At 59.1% G+C, this 15,889-nt stretch carries 13 protein-coding genes; 11 read left to right on the forward strand and 2 right to left on the reverse strand.

Annotated elements, in window-relative coordinates; all coding sequences use genetic code 11:
* Positions 1-69: 69 nt before the first annotated feature.
* A complete protein-coding gene (tyrA, locus tag G5367_RS08475; RefSeq protein ID WP_421243972.1) occupies positions 70-1,197 on the forward strand; it encodes a bifunctional chorismate mutase/prephenate dehydrogenase in 1,128 nt (375 codons plus the stop codon).
* A gap of 543 nt (positions 1,198-1,740) precedes the next feature.
* On the opposite strand, the gene G5367_RS08480 is transcribed toward tyrA, so the two are convergent.
* Positions 1,741-2,790 (reverse strand): porin, encoded by a 1,050-nt coding sequence (locus G5367_RS08480; RefSeq protein ID WP_005344614.1) that lies wholly within the window; start codon positions 2,788-2,790, stop codon positions 1,741-1,743.
* Between the two features lie 396 nt (positions 2,791-3,186).
* Here G5367_RS08480 and dinG point away from each other — a divergent pair, with 396 nt between their 5' ends.
* The 3 genes from dinG to G5367_RS08495 all read left to right on the forward strand — a co-directional run bounded on the left by dinG (position 3,187) and on the right by G5367_RS08495 (position 7,137).
* Positions 3,187-5,259, forward strand: a complete 2,073-nt coding sequence (gene dinG, locus G5367_RS08485; RefSeq protein WP_216979049.1) for an ATP-dependent DNA helicase DinG — start codon at positions 3,187-3,189, stop codon at positions 5,257-5,259.
* A gap of 140 nt (positions 5,260-5,399) precedes the next feature.
* Positions 5,400-6,059, forward strand: coding sequence for a DUF2057 domain-containing protein (locus G5367_RS08490; RefSeq protein WP_005344612.1), 660 nt, complete (start codon positions 5,400-5,402; stop codon positions 6,057-6,059).
* Positions 6,060-6,240: 181 nt separating this feature from the next.
* Positions 6,241-7,137, forward strand: coding sequence for a histone deacetylase (locus G5367_RS08495; protein ID WP_421243973.1), 897 nt, complete (start codon positions 6,241-6,243; stop codon positions 7,135-7,137).
* 136 nt (positions 7,138-7,273) lie between these two features.
* Here G5367_RS08495 and ylqF read toward each other — a convergent pair whose 3' ends face one another.
* Positions 7,274-8,224 carry a ribosome biogenesis GTPase YlqF gene (gene ylqF, locus G5367_RS08500; protein ID WP_005334061.1) on the reverse strand — a complete coding sequence of 317 codons (951 nt, stop codon included), beginning with the start codon at positions 8,222-8,224 and terminating at the stop codon, positions 7,274-7,276.
* Between the two features lie 323 nt (positions 8,225-8,547).
* Here ylqF and G5367_RS08505 point away from each other — a divergent pair, with 323 nt between their 5' ends.
* The 7 genes from G5367_RS08505 to uhpB all read left to right on the forward strand — a co-directional run bounded on the left by G5367_RS08505 (position 8,548) and on the right by uhpB (position 15,869).
* Positions 8,548-9,945, forward strand: coding sequence for an alkaline phosphatase (locus G5367_RS08505; RefSeq protein WP_421243974.1), 1,398 nt, complete (start codon positions 8,548-8,550; stop codon positions 9,943-9,945).
* Positions 9,946-9,956: 11 nt separating this feature from the next.
* Entirely contained in the window at positions 9,957-11,348 is a 1,392-nt protein-coding gene (locus G5367_RS08510; protein WP_421243975.1) for an alkaline phosphatase, read from the forward strand.
* A gap of 72 nt (positions 11,349-11,420) precedes the next feature.
* Positions 11,421-12,107, forward strand: a complete 687-nt coding sequence (locus G5367_RS08515) for a hypothetical protein (protein ID WP_421294179.1) — start codon at positions 11,421-11,423, stop codon at positions 12,105-12,107.
* An 82-nt stretch (positions 12,108-12,189) separates the two neighbouring features.
* Positions 12,190-12,927, forward strand: coding sequence for a substrate-binding periplasmic protein (locus tag G5367_RS08520; RefSeq protein WP_216979052.1), 738 nt, complete (start codon positions 12,190-12,192; stop codon positions 12,925-12,927).
* Between the two features lie 245 nt (positions 12,928-13,172).
* A complete protein-coding gene (rnk, locus tag G5367_RS08525) occupies positions 13,173-13,568 on the forward strand; it encodes a nucleoside diphosphate kinase regulator (protein WP_005334070.1) in 396 nt (131 codons plus the stop codon).
* 193 nt (positions 13,569-13,761) lie between these two features.
* Positions 13,762-14,352, forward strand: a complete 591-nt coding sequence (gene uhpA / locus G5367_RS08530) for a transcriptional regulator UhpA (RefSeq protein WP_224967934.1) — start codon at positions 13,762-13,764, stop codon at positions 14,350-14,352.
* The gene (uhpB, locus tag G5367_RS08535) at positions 14,349-15,869 is read left to right on the forward strand and encodes a signal transduction histidine-protein kinase/phosphatase UhpB (RefSeq protein ID WP_421243976.1); all 1,521 of its coding nucleotides are present in this window, start codon (positions 14,349-14,351) and stop codon (positions 15,867-15,869) included. The genes uhpA and uhpB overlap by 4 nt, the downstream gene beginning before the upstream one ends.
* Positions 15,870-15,889: the final 20 nt, after the last annotated feature.

Raw genomic sequence — 15,889 nt, forward strand, 5'->3', positions numbered from 1 at the left:
CATGCCGTGATACCTTGTTGCATCTTGATTTTCATGGCGCCGCCGCTGCGGCGCCAGCAGGGACTGCATATGGCTGAAGAGTTGAATGTACTCAGGGACAAGATAGATGCGGTGGACAAGCAGCTTATCGATCTGCTGGCCGCCCGTCTGGCCCTGGTGGGAGAAGTGGGTGAGGTAAAGAGCCGCCACGGCCTGCCCATATATGCACCGGATCGGGAAGCGAGCATGCTGGCCCGCCGCCGCGCCGAGGCCGAGCAGTTGGGAGTGCCCGGCGATCTCATCGAAGACGTACTGCGCCGGGTGATGCGCGAATCTTACGCCAGCGAGAAAGATACCGGCTTCAAATGCATAAAGCCGGACCTTGGCAAAGTGGTCATCATCGGTGGTCAGGGCCAGCTTGGTCGCTTGTTCGGCCATATGTTCAGCCTCTCAGGCTACTGGGTCGAGACGCTGGAACAAGCCGACTGGGCGCGCGCTGACGAGATCCTCGCCGGAGCCGGTCTGGTGATGGTGGCGGTGCCCATCGATATCACCTGCCAGATCATCGACCGCCTCGGCAACCTGCCCACCCACTGCCTGTTGGTGGATGTCACCAGCGTGAAGGCGGCGCCGCTCGAACATATGCTGGCGGTACATCAGGGGCCGGTACTGGGACTACACCCCATGTTCGGGCCGGATGTGGCAAGCCTCGCCAAGCAGGTGATCGTCTGCTGTCAGGGTCGTAACCCCGCAGCCAGCCAATGGCTGCTGGATCAGATGACCATCTGGGGCGCCCGCTTGCAACAGGTGGAAGCTAAGGCCCACGATGAGGCGATGACCCTCATTCAGGCGCTGCGTCACTTCGCCACCTTTGCCTATGGCTGGCACCTCTCCCGGGAGCAGGCCAATCTGGATCGCCTGCTGAGTTTGAGCTCCCCCATCTACCGGCTGGAGCTGGCCATGGTGGGGCGGCTGTTTGCCCAGGATCCCCACCTCTATGCCGACATCATTTTGTCGTCACCGCAGAATCTGGCGATGATCCGCCGCTACTACCAAAACTTCGGCGAAGCGCTGGGGCTGCTGGATCGGGGAGACAGGGACGGTTTCATCGAGGCCTTCTCGCAAGTCTCCGGTTTCTTCGGCGAACATGCCGACCAGTTCCTGCGTGAAAGCCGCATGCTACTGGCCCAGGCCAACGACCGCCGCCAACACGGCTGATCCTGCAAAAGCAGCTACCTCATATCGCCAGAATGGGAAGATGCCTGAGCATCTTCCCATTTTATTTGTTACATATTTAAACACTGACGTCAGTCACGCTCGGCCTTACGTCGAGCCCCACCGCTGACTGGCCTCAATGCCCTCATCTGGCGCTGCCTCACATCCAGCAAGTATGCCTCCTCAATATCCACGCAATCCGCGCAAATAGCACCGCCCCTTGCAAGGGCTGCCAGATTCTAACGGTCAAACCAAACGGCTGCGAGCAAGGCTGTACGACGCAAAGAAGAACAGTGCCTCCCATCAAAGAGATAAGCAGGAAGCAGGAAGCAGGAAGCAGGAAGCAGGAAGCAGGAAGCAGGAAGCAGGAAGCAGGAGAGATTAACCGAGACAGATGGTTTGCCAAAGATCACTTAACACAGCAATCCGGCGATTTATCATGGCGCCAATACGTTGTCGCCAAAAAAGAAAATGGCCGAGAAATTATCTCGGCCATTCGTAGCCTGGTCAAAGACTCAAGCCTGGATATTACTCTTGTTCAACTTATTAGAAGTTGTACTGCAGAGCAACAGTCCACTCGTCGTCATGCTTCTCGATACCCTGGATCTTGTACTCGGTGTAAGCTTTCAGCTTCGGAGTGAAGGCGTACTGAACACCCAGCAGAGTTTCGTCAACCAGATCCTTGTAAGTAGAACCGGCAGCTTGAGCGTTGGCCTTGCCTTCTTTGAAGTTGTAGCCAGCCAGGAAGGTCCAGGCGTCTACGTTGTAAGATGCAGCCAGCTCGTAGCCACGGCCGTCATCTTTCATACCCAGGCTCTTGTTCTTAACTTGGCTTTCGGTGTAAACACCAGCAAAGTAGAAACCATTGATAGCGTAGTGCGCGCCAACAGCCCACTCGTCTTTCTTACCAGTGTTGCCGTTAACTTTGTTCTGCAGATCAGAGTAGGCATAACCGGCATTGAAGCCCAGGCCGAAGTCGAAGTCGTAACCAGCGGCAGCTGCATAGGCTTTCTTACGCTTAACATCGGAACCGAAGATTGCATCTTCTTTAACTTTCTGACCTACGTCGGTGATCTTGACAGCTACGTCGTCGTTGGTCTGGTAGGAAACCTTGCCTTTGAAACCACCAAAGGTGTTGGAGTAGATAACCTGGCCTTCTTGACGACCGTCATAGAAGTTACCTGCATCACCCCATTCGTTGAAAATATCGGTCGGCTCCAGCACATCGTAGAAAGCGGTGTCGGTCTGACCAAAGATGATTTTACCGTACTGGGTGCCGTCAAAACCTGCATAGATATGACGAGCATCGAACTTGCTAGACTTACCGTCGCTGCCCTTGTCAGAGTTTTCAGCAGCTACTTGCCACTCGGTCTTGGCAATACCGGACCAGGTGTTGTTCAGAGCAACTTTACCGGACCAACCCAGACGGGAGGAGCCAATCAGCTCGCCGTCGGTATCATCGTGTTCACCGTAGTAGTTAGCTTGTACACGGCCGTATACGTCGAAAGTGGTACCGTCTTTGTCATAGATCACTGCTGCGTTAGCGGCGGATGCAAACAGAGCCGGAATAGCAATAGCCAGAATTGTCTTTTTCATAGTTTCCAATGCCTACTGTAATTAAACACTAAGTTGTTGTTATTCCCTGTGTTAGCGATGTTCTTTGCATCACTATGCCGCCGAGACTAGCACCGGATTTTTTGAACCGCAATGAAAAAACTTGGAACTTTTTATGGAAACCATAGTCATGGAGACAAAAATGTGAGCCAGATCTCACCTAAAAAGCAGCTAAAAGGGAAACGTTTGCAATCTATTTAGCTGCTTTTTTGAACTTAAACGGTGTGTTTTGTATGCGCATGAAGCCAGATGCCTGATAAACCCCCAAGGTTGTCTAAGTAGCGAGAAACCATTGTGAGAATGGATGTCTCCTCGACCTCTCCAAGGGGTTACGGGTATCCTTGTCTTCCGATTAACTCCCAAGCTGACTTTATCTTTATGCTCTCGACTCGCCTCAAAGCCATCATCCGTCAAACTTATCGCCAGATTGCGGATGAATTACCCGGTTTTGTACCGCGCAAGGAGCAGAATTTTCTGGTAGCCGAAATCGCCAAGACGTTAACCGGGGAGTACGATAAACAGCGCCGCATTCTGGTTGCCGAAGCCGGCACCGGCATCGGCAAATCACTCTCCTATGCACAAGGCGCTATTCCGGTAGCTCGCCTTACCCAGAAGAAGCTGGTGATCTCCACCGCCACCGTGGCGCTGCAAGAGCAGCTGATCCACAAAGACCTTCCCTTCTACCACCGCCACAGCGAGCTGCCGTTTCGTTTCATGTTGGTCAAAGGGCGCCAGCGCTACTGTTGCGAACATCTGCTGGAGCAGGCAGCCAGTGGTGCCGAGATGGCCAACTTTGAGCTCGACTTTGGCAGTCTGAGCAAATCCAAGCCATCTGACAGCGACAAAGATCGCTACCAGGCCCTGTGGCAGGCCTACACCAATGGCAAATGGGATGGGGATCGGGACAACTGGCCAGAGCCCATTCCCGACACTTGCTGGGATCGCATCGCCGCCGACCGCCACACCTGCAACAAGGCGCTGAGCCATCACCAGCACTGCCCCTTTCATCGCGCCCGCAACGACATGGATAGCGCCGATGTACTGGTGGTCAACCATGCGCTGCTGCTTTCCGATCTCACCATGGGCGGAGGTATCATCCTGCCACCCCCAGATGAATGCATCTATGTACTGGATGAAGCCCATCACCTGCCTACCATTGCCCGGGATCACGGCGCGGCGTCGGCCAGTATCAAAGGTTCACGCCGCTGGCTGGAGAAGCTGGTGCAAAGCGCAGGCAAGCTGGCGCGGACGCTTAATAAGGAAAGCCTGCTCGACCCCCAACTCAAATTGCAGGATGCGCTGGCCTCCATCCAACCCGACTTGAAGGCGGTCGAGCAGTGGCTCGGCGCCAACGATCGGCTGTTTGGCAGTGACCCCCACTATCGTTTCGCCGAGGGGGTGTTGCCGGATCCCCTGCCCATGCTGGCAGAGAACCTCAAGGAGTCGAGCAAGAAAGCGTTGCGGGCGCTGGATAGGATGCAGGGAGCGATCGGTGAAGCACTGAAAGATGGCGAGATCCGCCGTAAGGAGGCAGAACCCCTGCTGGCCGAGAGCGGTTTTCATCTGCAGCGGCTGGAGAGTTTCTGCGCCCTGTGGGAGATGCTGGGGCGCCATATCCCGACAGGCAAAACCCCGCTCGCCCGCTGGATGGCCAAGAGCGATGATGGCGATATCTGGCTGCATGCCTCCCCCATAGAGGTGGGATATCTGCTGGAGGAGTGGCTCTGGTCGAAATGCCTGGGGGCCGTGCTGGTCTCGGCAACGCTCACCGCCCTCTCATCCTTTAGTTATTTTCGCCATCAGGTAGGGCTCAAAGAGCATGACGGCACCCGATATCTGCGCCTGCGCTCACCGTTTGACTACCAAAAGGCCGAGCTCTATCTGCCCAAAATGGCGCACGAACCCAACTCGCCTGCTTTTACCAGCGAGCTTGTCAGCGTGCTGCCGCGCATTCTGGCGGGCAAGGAGGCTAGTCTGGTGCTCTTTTCCTCCTACCGGCAGATGAATGAGGTGGCTGTTGGCTTGCGAGCCAAGGGACTATCACTGCTGGTGCAGGGGGAAGCCTCCCGTAGCGCCCTGCTCACCCTGCACAAGCAAAAATGCGATGGCGGTCAGGCCAGCATCCTGTTTGGTACCGGCAGCTTCTCGGAGGGGCTGGATCTGCCGGGTCACTACCTTACCAATCTGGTGATCACCAAGCTCCCCTTTGCGGTGCCCAACTCGCCGGTCGAGGAGGCCACCGCCGAGTGGGTGGAGCAGCGAGGAGGCAACCCGTTCCTGCAACTGACAGTGCCGGAGGCATCGCGCAAACTGATACAGGCCTGTGGTCGACTCATCCGCAAAGAGGCCGATCGGGGGCGGGTCACCATCCTTGACCGGCGATTGCTGACCAAACGTTATGGCAAGGGGTTGCTCGATGCCCTCCCGCCGTTCTCTCGGCGGATCGAGTAATCAAACCACTGTATAAACAAAAAAATCAACAGCAGAGCACTCTTTAGCCACCGGAAAGAGCCATTGCCGCAGTAGGCCAAACCTGTAAAAATGAGCCCCTGTTTTCAGTGGGCAATCGCCTGACTGTTCAAGGAGATGAAATGAAACTGACTGTTCTGGTACCGGCGCTGGCTGGTCTGTTGTGGGCCGGTAGCGCCCTGGCTGATGCCCAACTGGAAGTATCCAACCCTTACATCGTGCAGCTGATCGATGGCCAATCCATCAACCCCAAGCTGCTCGACAAAACCAGCACCTTCCCCCTCTCTGCCGGCAAGCACCAGTTGGTCGTCGCCTTTGAAGGCAACTACTCCAGCCGTAACGAAATCAAGCTGGTGACCGCCGAGCCGCTGGTGCTGAACTTCACCGCCGCCGACAATCAGCAACTGGTGCTGGACTATAAAAAGCCCCGTAATGAAGCAGAAGCCAAACAGTTCCTGAAAGATCAGAAAGTGGCGCTGAAAGACAAGGTCACAGGGCAGCAAGTGAGCAGCGAACAATTCGTGATGCCAAAAGTAGAGGGCTTCCAGCTGACCCGTGACTATCAGCAAGAGCTGATCAACATGGGCAAAGCATTCAACCAGCCCAAAACCGTTGCTGTCTCCTCTGCTGCCGTGATGGCAGCCGCCAGCGCACCAGTCGTGGCTGCGCCGAGCAAGGCACAGAGCAATCCGGAAGCCCTGACCCAGCTGCAAAACTGGTACAACAAGGCGGATGCGGAAACCCGCAAAGCCTTCCAGATCTGGGTTATCCAGCAGCAATAAGCCGGGCTGAGATATTGACAGAAAGGGGAGCCAAGCTCCCCTTTTCCATATCCTGTGGCCTCACTCACGACTCGCCTTGATTTACGCGCTTCCTCTTTCTTGTTATGTAGAGAGTGCATATATGGGTTCATCTGCTGATTCCATATATAGAAAGCGCCACCTTGCCAGGGAGAATGGCACCATGTCGTTGCGCATTTTCTATCACCCCCTCTACTCCTCCCTGACGTTACCCGAACGCCATCGCTTTCCGCTGGCCAAGTATCAGGGGCTGTTTGAGCAGTTGCAGGCACGGGGTTACCCCCTTGGCGAAGCACCTGCGGCCACCCGGGAGCAAATCTGCCGCATTCACGATGCTGATTATGTCGCGGCGGCCCTGAGCGGCCAGCTTGAAGATCGCGCCATCCGCAAGATTGGTTTTCCCTGGTCACCCATGCTGATGGAGCGCACCTTGCGCTCGGTGGGTGCCACCATTGCCGCCAGCCGCTATGCAATTGAGCAGGGCTGCGGCTTGCAGATCTCCGGCGGCTATCACCACGCCCATCGGGATCACGGCAGCGGTTTTTGTCTGTTCAACGATCTGGTGATTGCCGCCCAGACCTGCCTCGACGAGGGGGGCTGTGAACAGGTACTCATCGTCGATCTCGATGTGCATCAGGGAGATGGCAGTGCGGCCTTGTGCACCGGGCGGCGCGATATCATCACCCTCTCCCTCCATGGGGAGCACAACTTTCCCCATCACAAAGCCGCTTCTCACCTCGATTTTCCGCTGCCTAGCGGCATGACGGACGATGCCTATCTCACTACACTGCAACAGGCGCTCTCACTGGCACTGCGCCTCTATTCGCCGGATCTCATCCTCTATCAGGCGGGCGTCGATGTGCATCATGCCGACGAACTTGGTTATCTCTCCCTGAGTGATGAAGCGGTTCGCCTGCGCGATGCCATGGTGTTTGACTGTGCACTGCTGCACGGCGTGCCCATCGCTGCAGTGCCCGGTGGCGGCTATCGCCGCGACTGGCAACAGCTGATCCCGCTTCATATGTCGCTGTTTGAGACGGCGCGACAACGTTTTGGCTGATTACATGCCTTTATATGTCGGGCATTTCACCAGATAAAACAGAAGAGGCGACCCCTGGGGTCGCCTCTTCTTGTTTCGTCATCTGGGTCACACAAGCTCGCTCGTTGTCGGGCAAGCTCGGGACGCCTGAGGATAACTATTTCTGACGCTTGCGGGCGTACTTGCGGCGGGCGCGGGCTTGACGTTCCTCTTCCCGCTCGGCCTTCTCTTTGGCTTTTTGCTCGGCTTCTGCGGCGGCTTCGACAATCTCGACGCTCACCATCTCCGGCGTCTCCAGCGAGATGCGGCCAAGCAAACCGGAGCGGAACTCGTTGATCAGGATCTCGGACGCCTTGTGCAAGTCGGCCAGCCCCCCTTTGCGCATAAAGGCCCGCTGGCGGGCGATCATCTCCAGCAGCTCGATCTCGGTTTCGGGCAACTCGTCAATCTGGTAGCGCGCCTTGATCCGCTCCGGATAGGCCTTGATGAAGTAGTCAGCGGCGAACATGGCGATATCGGCATAGTCGAACACCGTGTCCTTGATGGCCGCGGTGATGGCCAGACGATAACCGCAGGAGGGCGGGTTGAGCTTGGGCCAGAGGAAACCCGGGGTATCGGTCAGGATGACGTTGTTATCCAGCTTGATCCGCTGCTGGGACTTGGTCACCCCCGCCTCGTTGCCGGTACGGGCGATGATGCGCCCGGCCAGGGTATTGATCAGGGTGGACTTGCCCACGTTGGGGATCCCCATGATCATCGCCCGCACGCCGCGCAGCTCAAAGTTGCGTTCCGGCAGCATCTCGTGGCAGAGGGTCAGCAGTTGTTTGATCTTCTCCGGCTCTTGTTGTGTCAACGGCAGCGCCTTAATCCCCTTCTCTTTTTCCATGTGCGCCACCCACAGATCGGTGATCGCCGGATCGGCGAGGTCCGCCTTGTTCAGCACCTTGATCACCGGGGTATCACCACGCAGCTCGGGCACCAGCGGGTTTTCGCTGGAGAAGGGGATGCGGGCATCGAGCATCTCGATGATCACATCGACCTGGGGCATGACCTCGGCAATCTCTTTGCGGGCCTTGTGCATGTGACCGGGGAACCAGTTGATGGACATATCCGTTACTCTCTGTGGGGGCTGCGGGCGCGCGCATGGAACAACAGGCGCTCTGCCGCGGGCATCGAACGAAGGGGGCGCATTTTACCTGCTGCAGGCCTCTTTTGACAGGTCATTCTAACCATCACCTCATCAAATCAGCAAACCGCCGAGGCGGAGCAACCTTGCCGGAAGCGACCGGACCAACCGGCTCAATTGATAGATAACACTTTGATATAGTGTAACATTTTCATCACTTTTTCACACAACCGTCACCGATAGTCAGTAAAAGTGTCATCTGCCCCCTCTAGGCTGCGCTCAGGTTTTACAAGGAGCGAACCCCAATGAGAAAAATGGCAGGACTTGCAGTGATGATCGGCGCCGCCCTGGCTGCCGGCTGCAAATCAGACAATGACACGGTGGCGACCAAGCCCGCAACCCAACCCACCAACGTCATCTTCTTCCTCGGTGACGGCATGGGCCTCAACACCCTGACGGCGGCCCGCATCTACGGTATCGGCGAAGAGGGTGATCTCACCATCGATACCCTGCCAGAGACGGCCTTTATCAAGACCTTCTCCCACGATGCCCAGGTCACTGACTCGGCCCCCTCCATGGCGGCCTACATGACCGGGGTCAAGAGCAACAACGGCGTCATCAGCATGGACGGCGACGCCACCTATGAGAGTGACTGCAGCAAGAGCGCCGGCAAGCCGGTGACTACCCTGCTGGAGCTGGCCAAAGCCGATGGCCGCGGTACCGGTGTGGTAACCAGCACCCGGGTAACCCACGCCACCCCGGCGGCTACCTATGCCCATATCTGCAACCGGGATCTGGAAGCGGATATCGCTGCCCAGCTGGTACCGGGCGGCAAAGGCTACAACAGCGCCCTCAAGGAGGGGCTGGATGTGGTGCTCGGTGGCGGCAGCAGTTTCTTCCTGCCCAAAGCCGACAAGGGCAAGCGGGAGGATGGCCGCAACCTCATCAGCGAAATGCAGGCCAAGGGCTACCAGTTTGCCAGCAATCTGGATGAGCTGAACAAGGCCGAGGCGGGCAAGCCACTGCTGGGTCTGTTTGGTTCCAGCCACATGAAATATGACCTGGACCGTCCCGCCAGCGAGCCGTCACTGGCCCAGATGACCCTGGCCGCCATCAAGCAGCTCAAGGGCAAAGAGAAGGGTTACTTCCTGATGGTGGAAGGGGGTCGCATCGACCACGCCCTGCACGACACCAACGCCAAGCGGGCGCTGCAGGACACCATCGCCTTCGACAACGCCATCAAGGCCGCCATCGACGAGGTAAAAAAGAGCGACCCCGAGCTGAAAAACACCCTGATCGTGGTCACCGCCGACCACGACCATACGCTCGTTCTCAACGGCTATGCCAAGCGCACCGGCAAGACCACCGCCGACAACCCCGGCGTACTCGGGCTGGTGAAGAACTACGAGACTGGCGAGCCAAGCAAGGATAGCGAGGGCATGCCCTACACCATCATAGGTTTTGGCAACGGCTACAACCGGGTAGATGGCCCGCGCAGCAGCGTCGCCCCGCTCGACGATGCCACCGTCTCCGCCAATGACTACCACCAGGAAGTGGTGGTCAAGGTGGGCGAGATCGGCAACGAGACCCACGGCGGCACCGATGTCTTCCTCGGCGCCATCGGCAAGGGGGCTGACAGCTTCCATGGCTCACTCGATAACACCGCCGTGTTCGGCAAGATCAAGGCTGCGGCCAAGCTGTAAGGAGCACTTTCATGAGCAAACAGATGAACACATCCATCAAGCACACGCTGGTCTGCGCCGCCCTGTTCAGTGCGCTGGGCGCAACCTCCCAGGCACAAGCCGGTGATGCCAAAAACGTCATTCTCTTTATCGGTGATGGCATGGGCCCCACCGTGCTCACCGCCACCCGCCTGTTCAAGGTGGGGGAAGAGGGCAATCTGGAGATGATGAAACTGCCGCGCAGTGCCCGCATCAAGACCTTCTCCAACGATGCCCAGACCACCGACTCGGCCCCCTCCATGGCGGCCTACACCACCGGGGTCAAGATGAACAACGAGGTGATCGCCATGAGCAGCGACACCAAAGCCGTTGCCCCCGGCAAAGACGTCAATGGCAACAAAACCGTCAACAATTGCAGCAGCGATAACGGCAAGCCGGTGCCCACCATCCTGGAGCTGGCCAAGGCGGCAGGCAAATCGGTCGGGGCCGTCACAACTACCGAGCTGACCCACGCGACCCCGGCGGCTACCTACGCCCACATCTGCCATCGGGATGCCGCTTATGACATCGCCGCACAGGCCGTTCCTGGGGGCGCTGGCTATAACAGTGCCCTCAAGGATGGGGTCGATGTGCTGATGGGCGGTGGTGCCAACCACTGGACCCCCTACAGCGCCAGCAACAAGGGCGGTCGCAATGACAACCGCGACCTGACCGCGGAGATGAAGGCGCAGGGATACAGCTATGTCACCACCCAAAGTGAACTGGACAAGGTCACCAGCGGCAAGGTGCTCGGTCTGTTCAGCAGCAAATCCCACCTCGACTACGAGCTGGATCGGGTCGCCAAAGGGGCTGCCAATACCCAGCCTTCCCTCTCCGAAATGACCGCCAAGGCGATCGACCTGCTGAGCCAGAACAGCCAGGGTTACTTCCTGATGGTAGAGGGTGGCCGTATCGATCACGCCCTGCACGGCACCAATGCCAAGCGCTCGCTCACCGACGCAGTGGCTCTGGATGAGGCGGTCAAGACGGCGCTGGGTAAAGTGGACCTCAACAATACCCTGATCGTGGTCACCGCCGACCATGACCACACCATGACCATTAACGGCTACTCCGCCAAGGGCAATCCGGTGCTGGATCTGGTGAAAAATGGCGACGGCTCGACCCAGAACGACGTGGATGGCAAGCCCTTCACCACCCTGGTGTTCGGTAACGGCCCCAACCGCCCCGATGTGCGTTCCGTCCTCACCAGCGATCAGGTGATGGCTAATGAGTATCTGCAGGAGACCGGCGTCAAACTGACATCGGAAACCCACGGCGGCGGCGATGTGATGCTGTTTGCCGATGGCGCCGGCAGCAACCGCTTCAAGGGCACACTCGATAACACCAAGGTGTTTGGCAAACTGCGGGAGGCGCTCGGCCTGTAAGCAGCAGGGGCCAGGGTGCATCTGAGCAATTGACTCAGCGGCCCGGGCCCCGGCTCTTTCGAGCGACAGATGATGATGCGACTTTTGCTTTCGTTATGGCTGCTTGGCAGCACCTTCGCCTTCCCCCTGCATGCTGACGACACGCCCCCGGATCTCGCCGCCCGGATCAGCTATCACGACCGGAACACCGGCAGCGATGGCATCGCCAGAGAGCGTGTCTGGCAAGAGAAGTGGTTGCGGGTGGGCAATCAGGTGTGGAGCCAGCGGCTCATTCCCCTCCCCCTTGCCCGTGCCTATCACGCCACTCACGACGCCACGCCCGGCCACAAGCACTTTACCCACCAGATGGCGGCCCGCTGGGTCAGTCGCAGTGATGAGGGTGAAATTCAGCTGCGCTATGCCGACAGCTGGCACAACCAGCTGGTTGAGGTGCCGGTGGAAGAGTATGGCCAGGTGGCCTTCAAGCCCGACTGGCCGCGGATCCGCCATCTCGTCAACCCGGCGCTGATCGAGGGAATGACCCCGCTGGATGAGGCCGCTCCAGAGCAGGCCCGCTGGTATGAAAAACGCGAAGGGCAGCAACGAACCCGCATTCTCTGGTCGAGTCAGTGGCAGCTCCCGCTGGTGGTCGAATCGGCCAGTCTCGACGGCTATCGCAGCTACCGGATGGAGGTGACCCTGCGCAAGCTGCCTGCCCAGCTCCCCTGGCAGCAACTCGCTGATTACGAAATGCGCGATCTGCGGGATTTCTTCGACTGAGATCCCAACCTCTCAGCGGGCACAACGACAACGCAGGCAGGAATGTTACACTCTGCATATTCGACTCTGGCTCACGACCTTGATGCGCGCTCTCTGCCTGCCCTTTTTTGCCCTGCTGTTGTTGCTGGTGAACACCAGTGCCCAGGCTATTGTGCTGGTAGCGGCCGAGTTGCCCCCCTATGCCATCCGCTCCCAGCAGGGGGCACCAAGCGGCATGGCCATCGAAATCATGGAAGAGGCCGCCCGACGCCTCAAAGAACCGCTCACTATCGAGTTGATGCCACTGGCTCGGGCTCTTACCCAAGCTATTCACCGCAAGGATGTGCTGCTGATCCCGCCGGTACGTAGCTCCCGACGGGAACACCTCTACTACTGGATCACACCGCTACTGGAGGATGACTTCGTCATCGTTAGCGATCGTCGCTTTCGTCCCGCACCACTGAAAGTAACGGACCTCCCTCCGCTGCAGACCGGCACTCTGCGTTACTCCTTCGGCCAGCATCTACTCAGACAGCGGCTCCAGCTTGAGAGTGACACCGTAGCCACCGAAGAGCTCAATGCCCAGAAGTTGCATCGGGGCCGCATCGATGCCTGGGTCGGCGCATGGAATGCCATTCTCTACAACCAGCAGCTTGCCGGACTCTCAACCGAGCGGCTGATGAGAGGAGAAACCCTGATGCGCACCCAGTTTTATCTGGCTGCCCACAAGGATTTCCCCTTCAAACAGGCGCAGCGCTGGCAAGCCGTGATAGACGAGATGCGCCGTGATGGCTCGCTCACGCGGATCATCCGCCAGTACAATTATCAGGCTCCTGAGTAGTCACTCAATCGCGGTTGCCAAGACTGACCAGAATGGTTATGGTAGGCCTATGAAAATACTCGCTATTTCTTCGCATTTGCTCACACCCTGGTGAGCCCCCGCCTCGCTCCTTCGGCCGCGAGTCGTTTGGGGGCATGGCATTTTCTATCGATTGAACCTGTTGAATCCATTTTTGTAACACCCAGTGTAATGGCCAACCTGCGCCCGCCGGTCTGGGCCTATCCGCTTTTGATAAGGAATATCTTATGAAACAACCTCATCTGGTTATCTCCAGCCTTGATCTGGACCGAATCGAACAACTGCTCGGCAACCACCCGCAGCATCTGGCCCTGCAAGAGGAGCTGGACCGCGCCGAGATCCGTGAACCGGCCGACATGCCGCCGGACGTGGTCACCATGAACAGCAAGGTACGCTTCAAGATGCAGAGCAGCGGCAACGAGTTCTGCCTCACCCTGGTCTACCCGCGCGATGCCAAGGGCGACGAGAGCAACATCTCGGTACTGGCGCCGGTGGGCAGCGCCCTGCTCGGTCTGAAAGTGGGCGACAGCATCGCCTGGCCGGGCCCGGCCGGTCGCACCATCGAGGTCGAAATTCTGGAAGTGGTCTATCAGCCGGAGCGCGCCGGCGAGCTGCACCGCTGAGTCCCCCGGGCTGGTCATCCCCCTGTTGATCAGCCCGCTTGCTCGCCCTTGCCAGCTGATCCCGATCAAGCTTTACACACCTTGCCCCCCGGTTTTTAGCCCCTTTTCCTGCTGCTGCTTGAGCCTGACTCGGGGGGCAGGTATCTTGTTGGCCGCGTCATGGTCATGACGCACCGAATTTCAGGCTGACATCATGATAAAAATTGCCCTCATCGACGATCACCAGATCGTCCGATCCGGTTTTGCCCAACTGCTCAATCTGGAGCCCGACCTGCAGGTGGTCGCCGAATTCGGCTCCGCCAGCGACGCCCTTGCCGGCCTGCCCGGCAGCGGGGCGCGCGTCTGCGTCTGCGACATCTCGATGCCCGACCAATCGGGGCTGGATCTGCTCAAGCAGCTCCCCTCCGGCCTTGCGGTGGTGATGCTCTCGGTGCATGACAGCCCTGCCCTCATCGAGCAGGCGCTGCAGACCGGCGCCAAGGGTTTTCTCTCCAAACGCTGCAGTCCGGACGAGCTGATCGCTGCCGTGCGCACCGCCGCCCTGGGTGGGTGTTATCTGACGCCGGACATCGCCCAGAAACTGGCCAGCAGCAGCCGGGATCCCCTCACCAATCGGGAGCGGGAGATTGCCCAGTTGCTGGCACAGGGGCTGGAGGTGAAGGCCATCGCCGAGCAGCTTGGCCTCTCCCCCAAGACGGTTCACGTCCATCGCGCCAATCTGATGGACAAGCTCAAGGTCAGCAACAACGTCGAGCTGGCCCACCGCATGCTGGATAGCTGGTGATCTCCCGTTTTGCCAGCTATGTCGCCATCGCGCTGGCGGCCTGTTTCATCTTTGCCGCCGGCTGGTTTTGTCTCTGGAGCATCAGCCTGCATCTGGCGGGCGGCCCGGCGCTGGCGGTGCTGCTGTTCCCCTTCGGCCTGCGCCTCGGCTTGCTGCTGCAAAGCCCGGGCCACTACTGGCCGCCGCTGTTGTTGTGCGAAGGGCTGCTGCTCTACTGGCTCAATCTGGAAGTGGGGCTACCCCACTGGCCGTGGCTGGTCGCGGGCAGTCTGCTGACCCTGATACCGCTGCTGATTGCCCGCCGCCAGCAGGTGCGCAACGACTGGCAACAACTGTTGCTGCTGCTCGCCACCGTCACGGCAGCTGCGCTGCTGCAAGCCCTGCTCTGGTATCTGGCGGGGGAAGATGGCCTTTCGGCCCTGCTGCTCAGCCTGACCGGCGGGCTGACGCTGACCTCCACCTGCATGCTGATCTGGCACTACCTCACCCGCGCCACCTGGGTGCCGCTGGGGCCTGCGTTGGTGGATCAGCCGGTGGAGTGGCGTTTTCGCCATCTGGTCTGGTATCTGCTGCTGTTCGTGCTGAGCCTCTGGCTGCAACTGGGGTTGCCCAACTCGCTGGTACGCTTTACCCCGTTTTGTCTGGCCATCCCCATCATCGCCATGGCGTGGCGCTACGGCTGGCAGGGGGCGCTGCTCGCCACCCTGATGAACACCATCGCCCTGCTGGCGAGCCAAGCCTGGCATGACCACCCCCTCGATCTGCTGCTCTCCCTGCTGGCCCAGAGCCTCACCGGCCTGCTGCTGGGTGCCGGGATCCAGCGCCAGCGCGAGCTCAATCAGGCGCTGACCCGCCAGCTTGCCCACAATCGCCAACTCACTGAGCGGCTGCTGGAGACCGAGGAGAGCATCCGCAAGGAGGTGGCGCGCGAGCTGCACGACGACATCGGCCAGACCATCACAGCCATTCGTACCCAGGCAGGGATCGTGCGCCGCCTTGCCCCCGATAATGCCGGGGTGGGCCAGAGCAGCGCCCTGATCGACACACTGTCGCTCGGGATCTATGACGCTGTGCGCGGTCTGCTCGGGCGGCTGCGCCCGCGCCAGCTCGACGACATGACTCTGGAACAGGCGGTACGGGCACTGCTCAGAGAGCTGGAGCTGGAGCGTCACGGCATCGTCACCCGGCTGGTGTGGCAACTGGCAGATGGCGATCTCTCCGATGCCCAGCGGGTCACCCTGTTTCGGGTCTGTCAGGAGGGGCTCAACAACGTGGTCAAACATGCCAACGCCCACTCGGTCACCATTCGCGCCCGGGCCAGCGGCGAGCTGTTGCAACTGGTACTGGAAGATGATGGCCGCGGTCTGCCTGAAAGCCGCCCGCAACAGGGCTATGGCCTGCTCGGCATTCGCGAACGGGTACAGGCCCTCGGAGGCAGTCTGCAACTCTCCTGCATCCACGGCACCCAGCTGACGGTCAACCTGCCCAGTCGCAGACGGGAAGAGAGTCATGGCTAATCACCACCAGAGGGCCTGCC

Origin of the sequence: Aeromonas sp. 604282 (assembly GCF_049170575.1) — a bacterium.
Taxonomy (GTDB): Bacteria; Pseudomonadota; Gammaproteobacteria; order Enterobacterales; family Aeromonadaceae; genus Aeromonas; species Aeromonas veronii_A.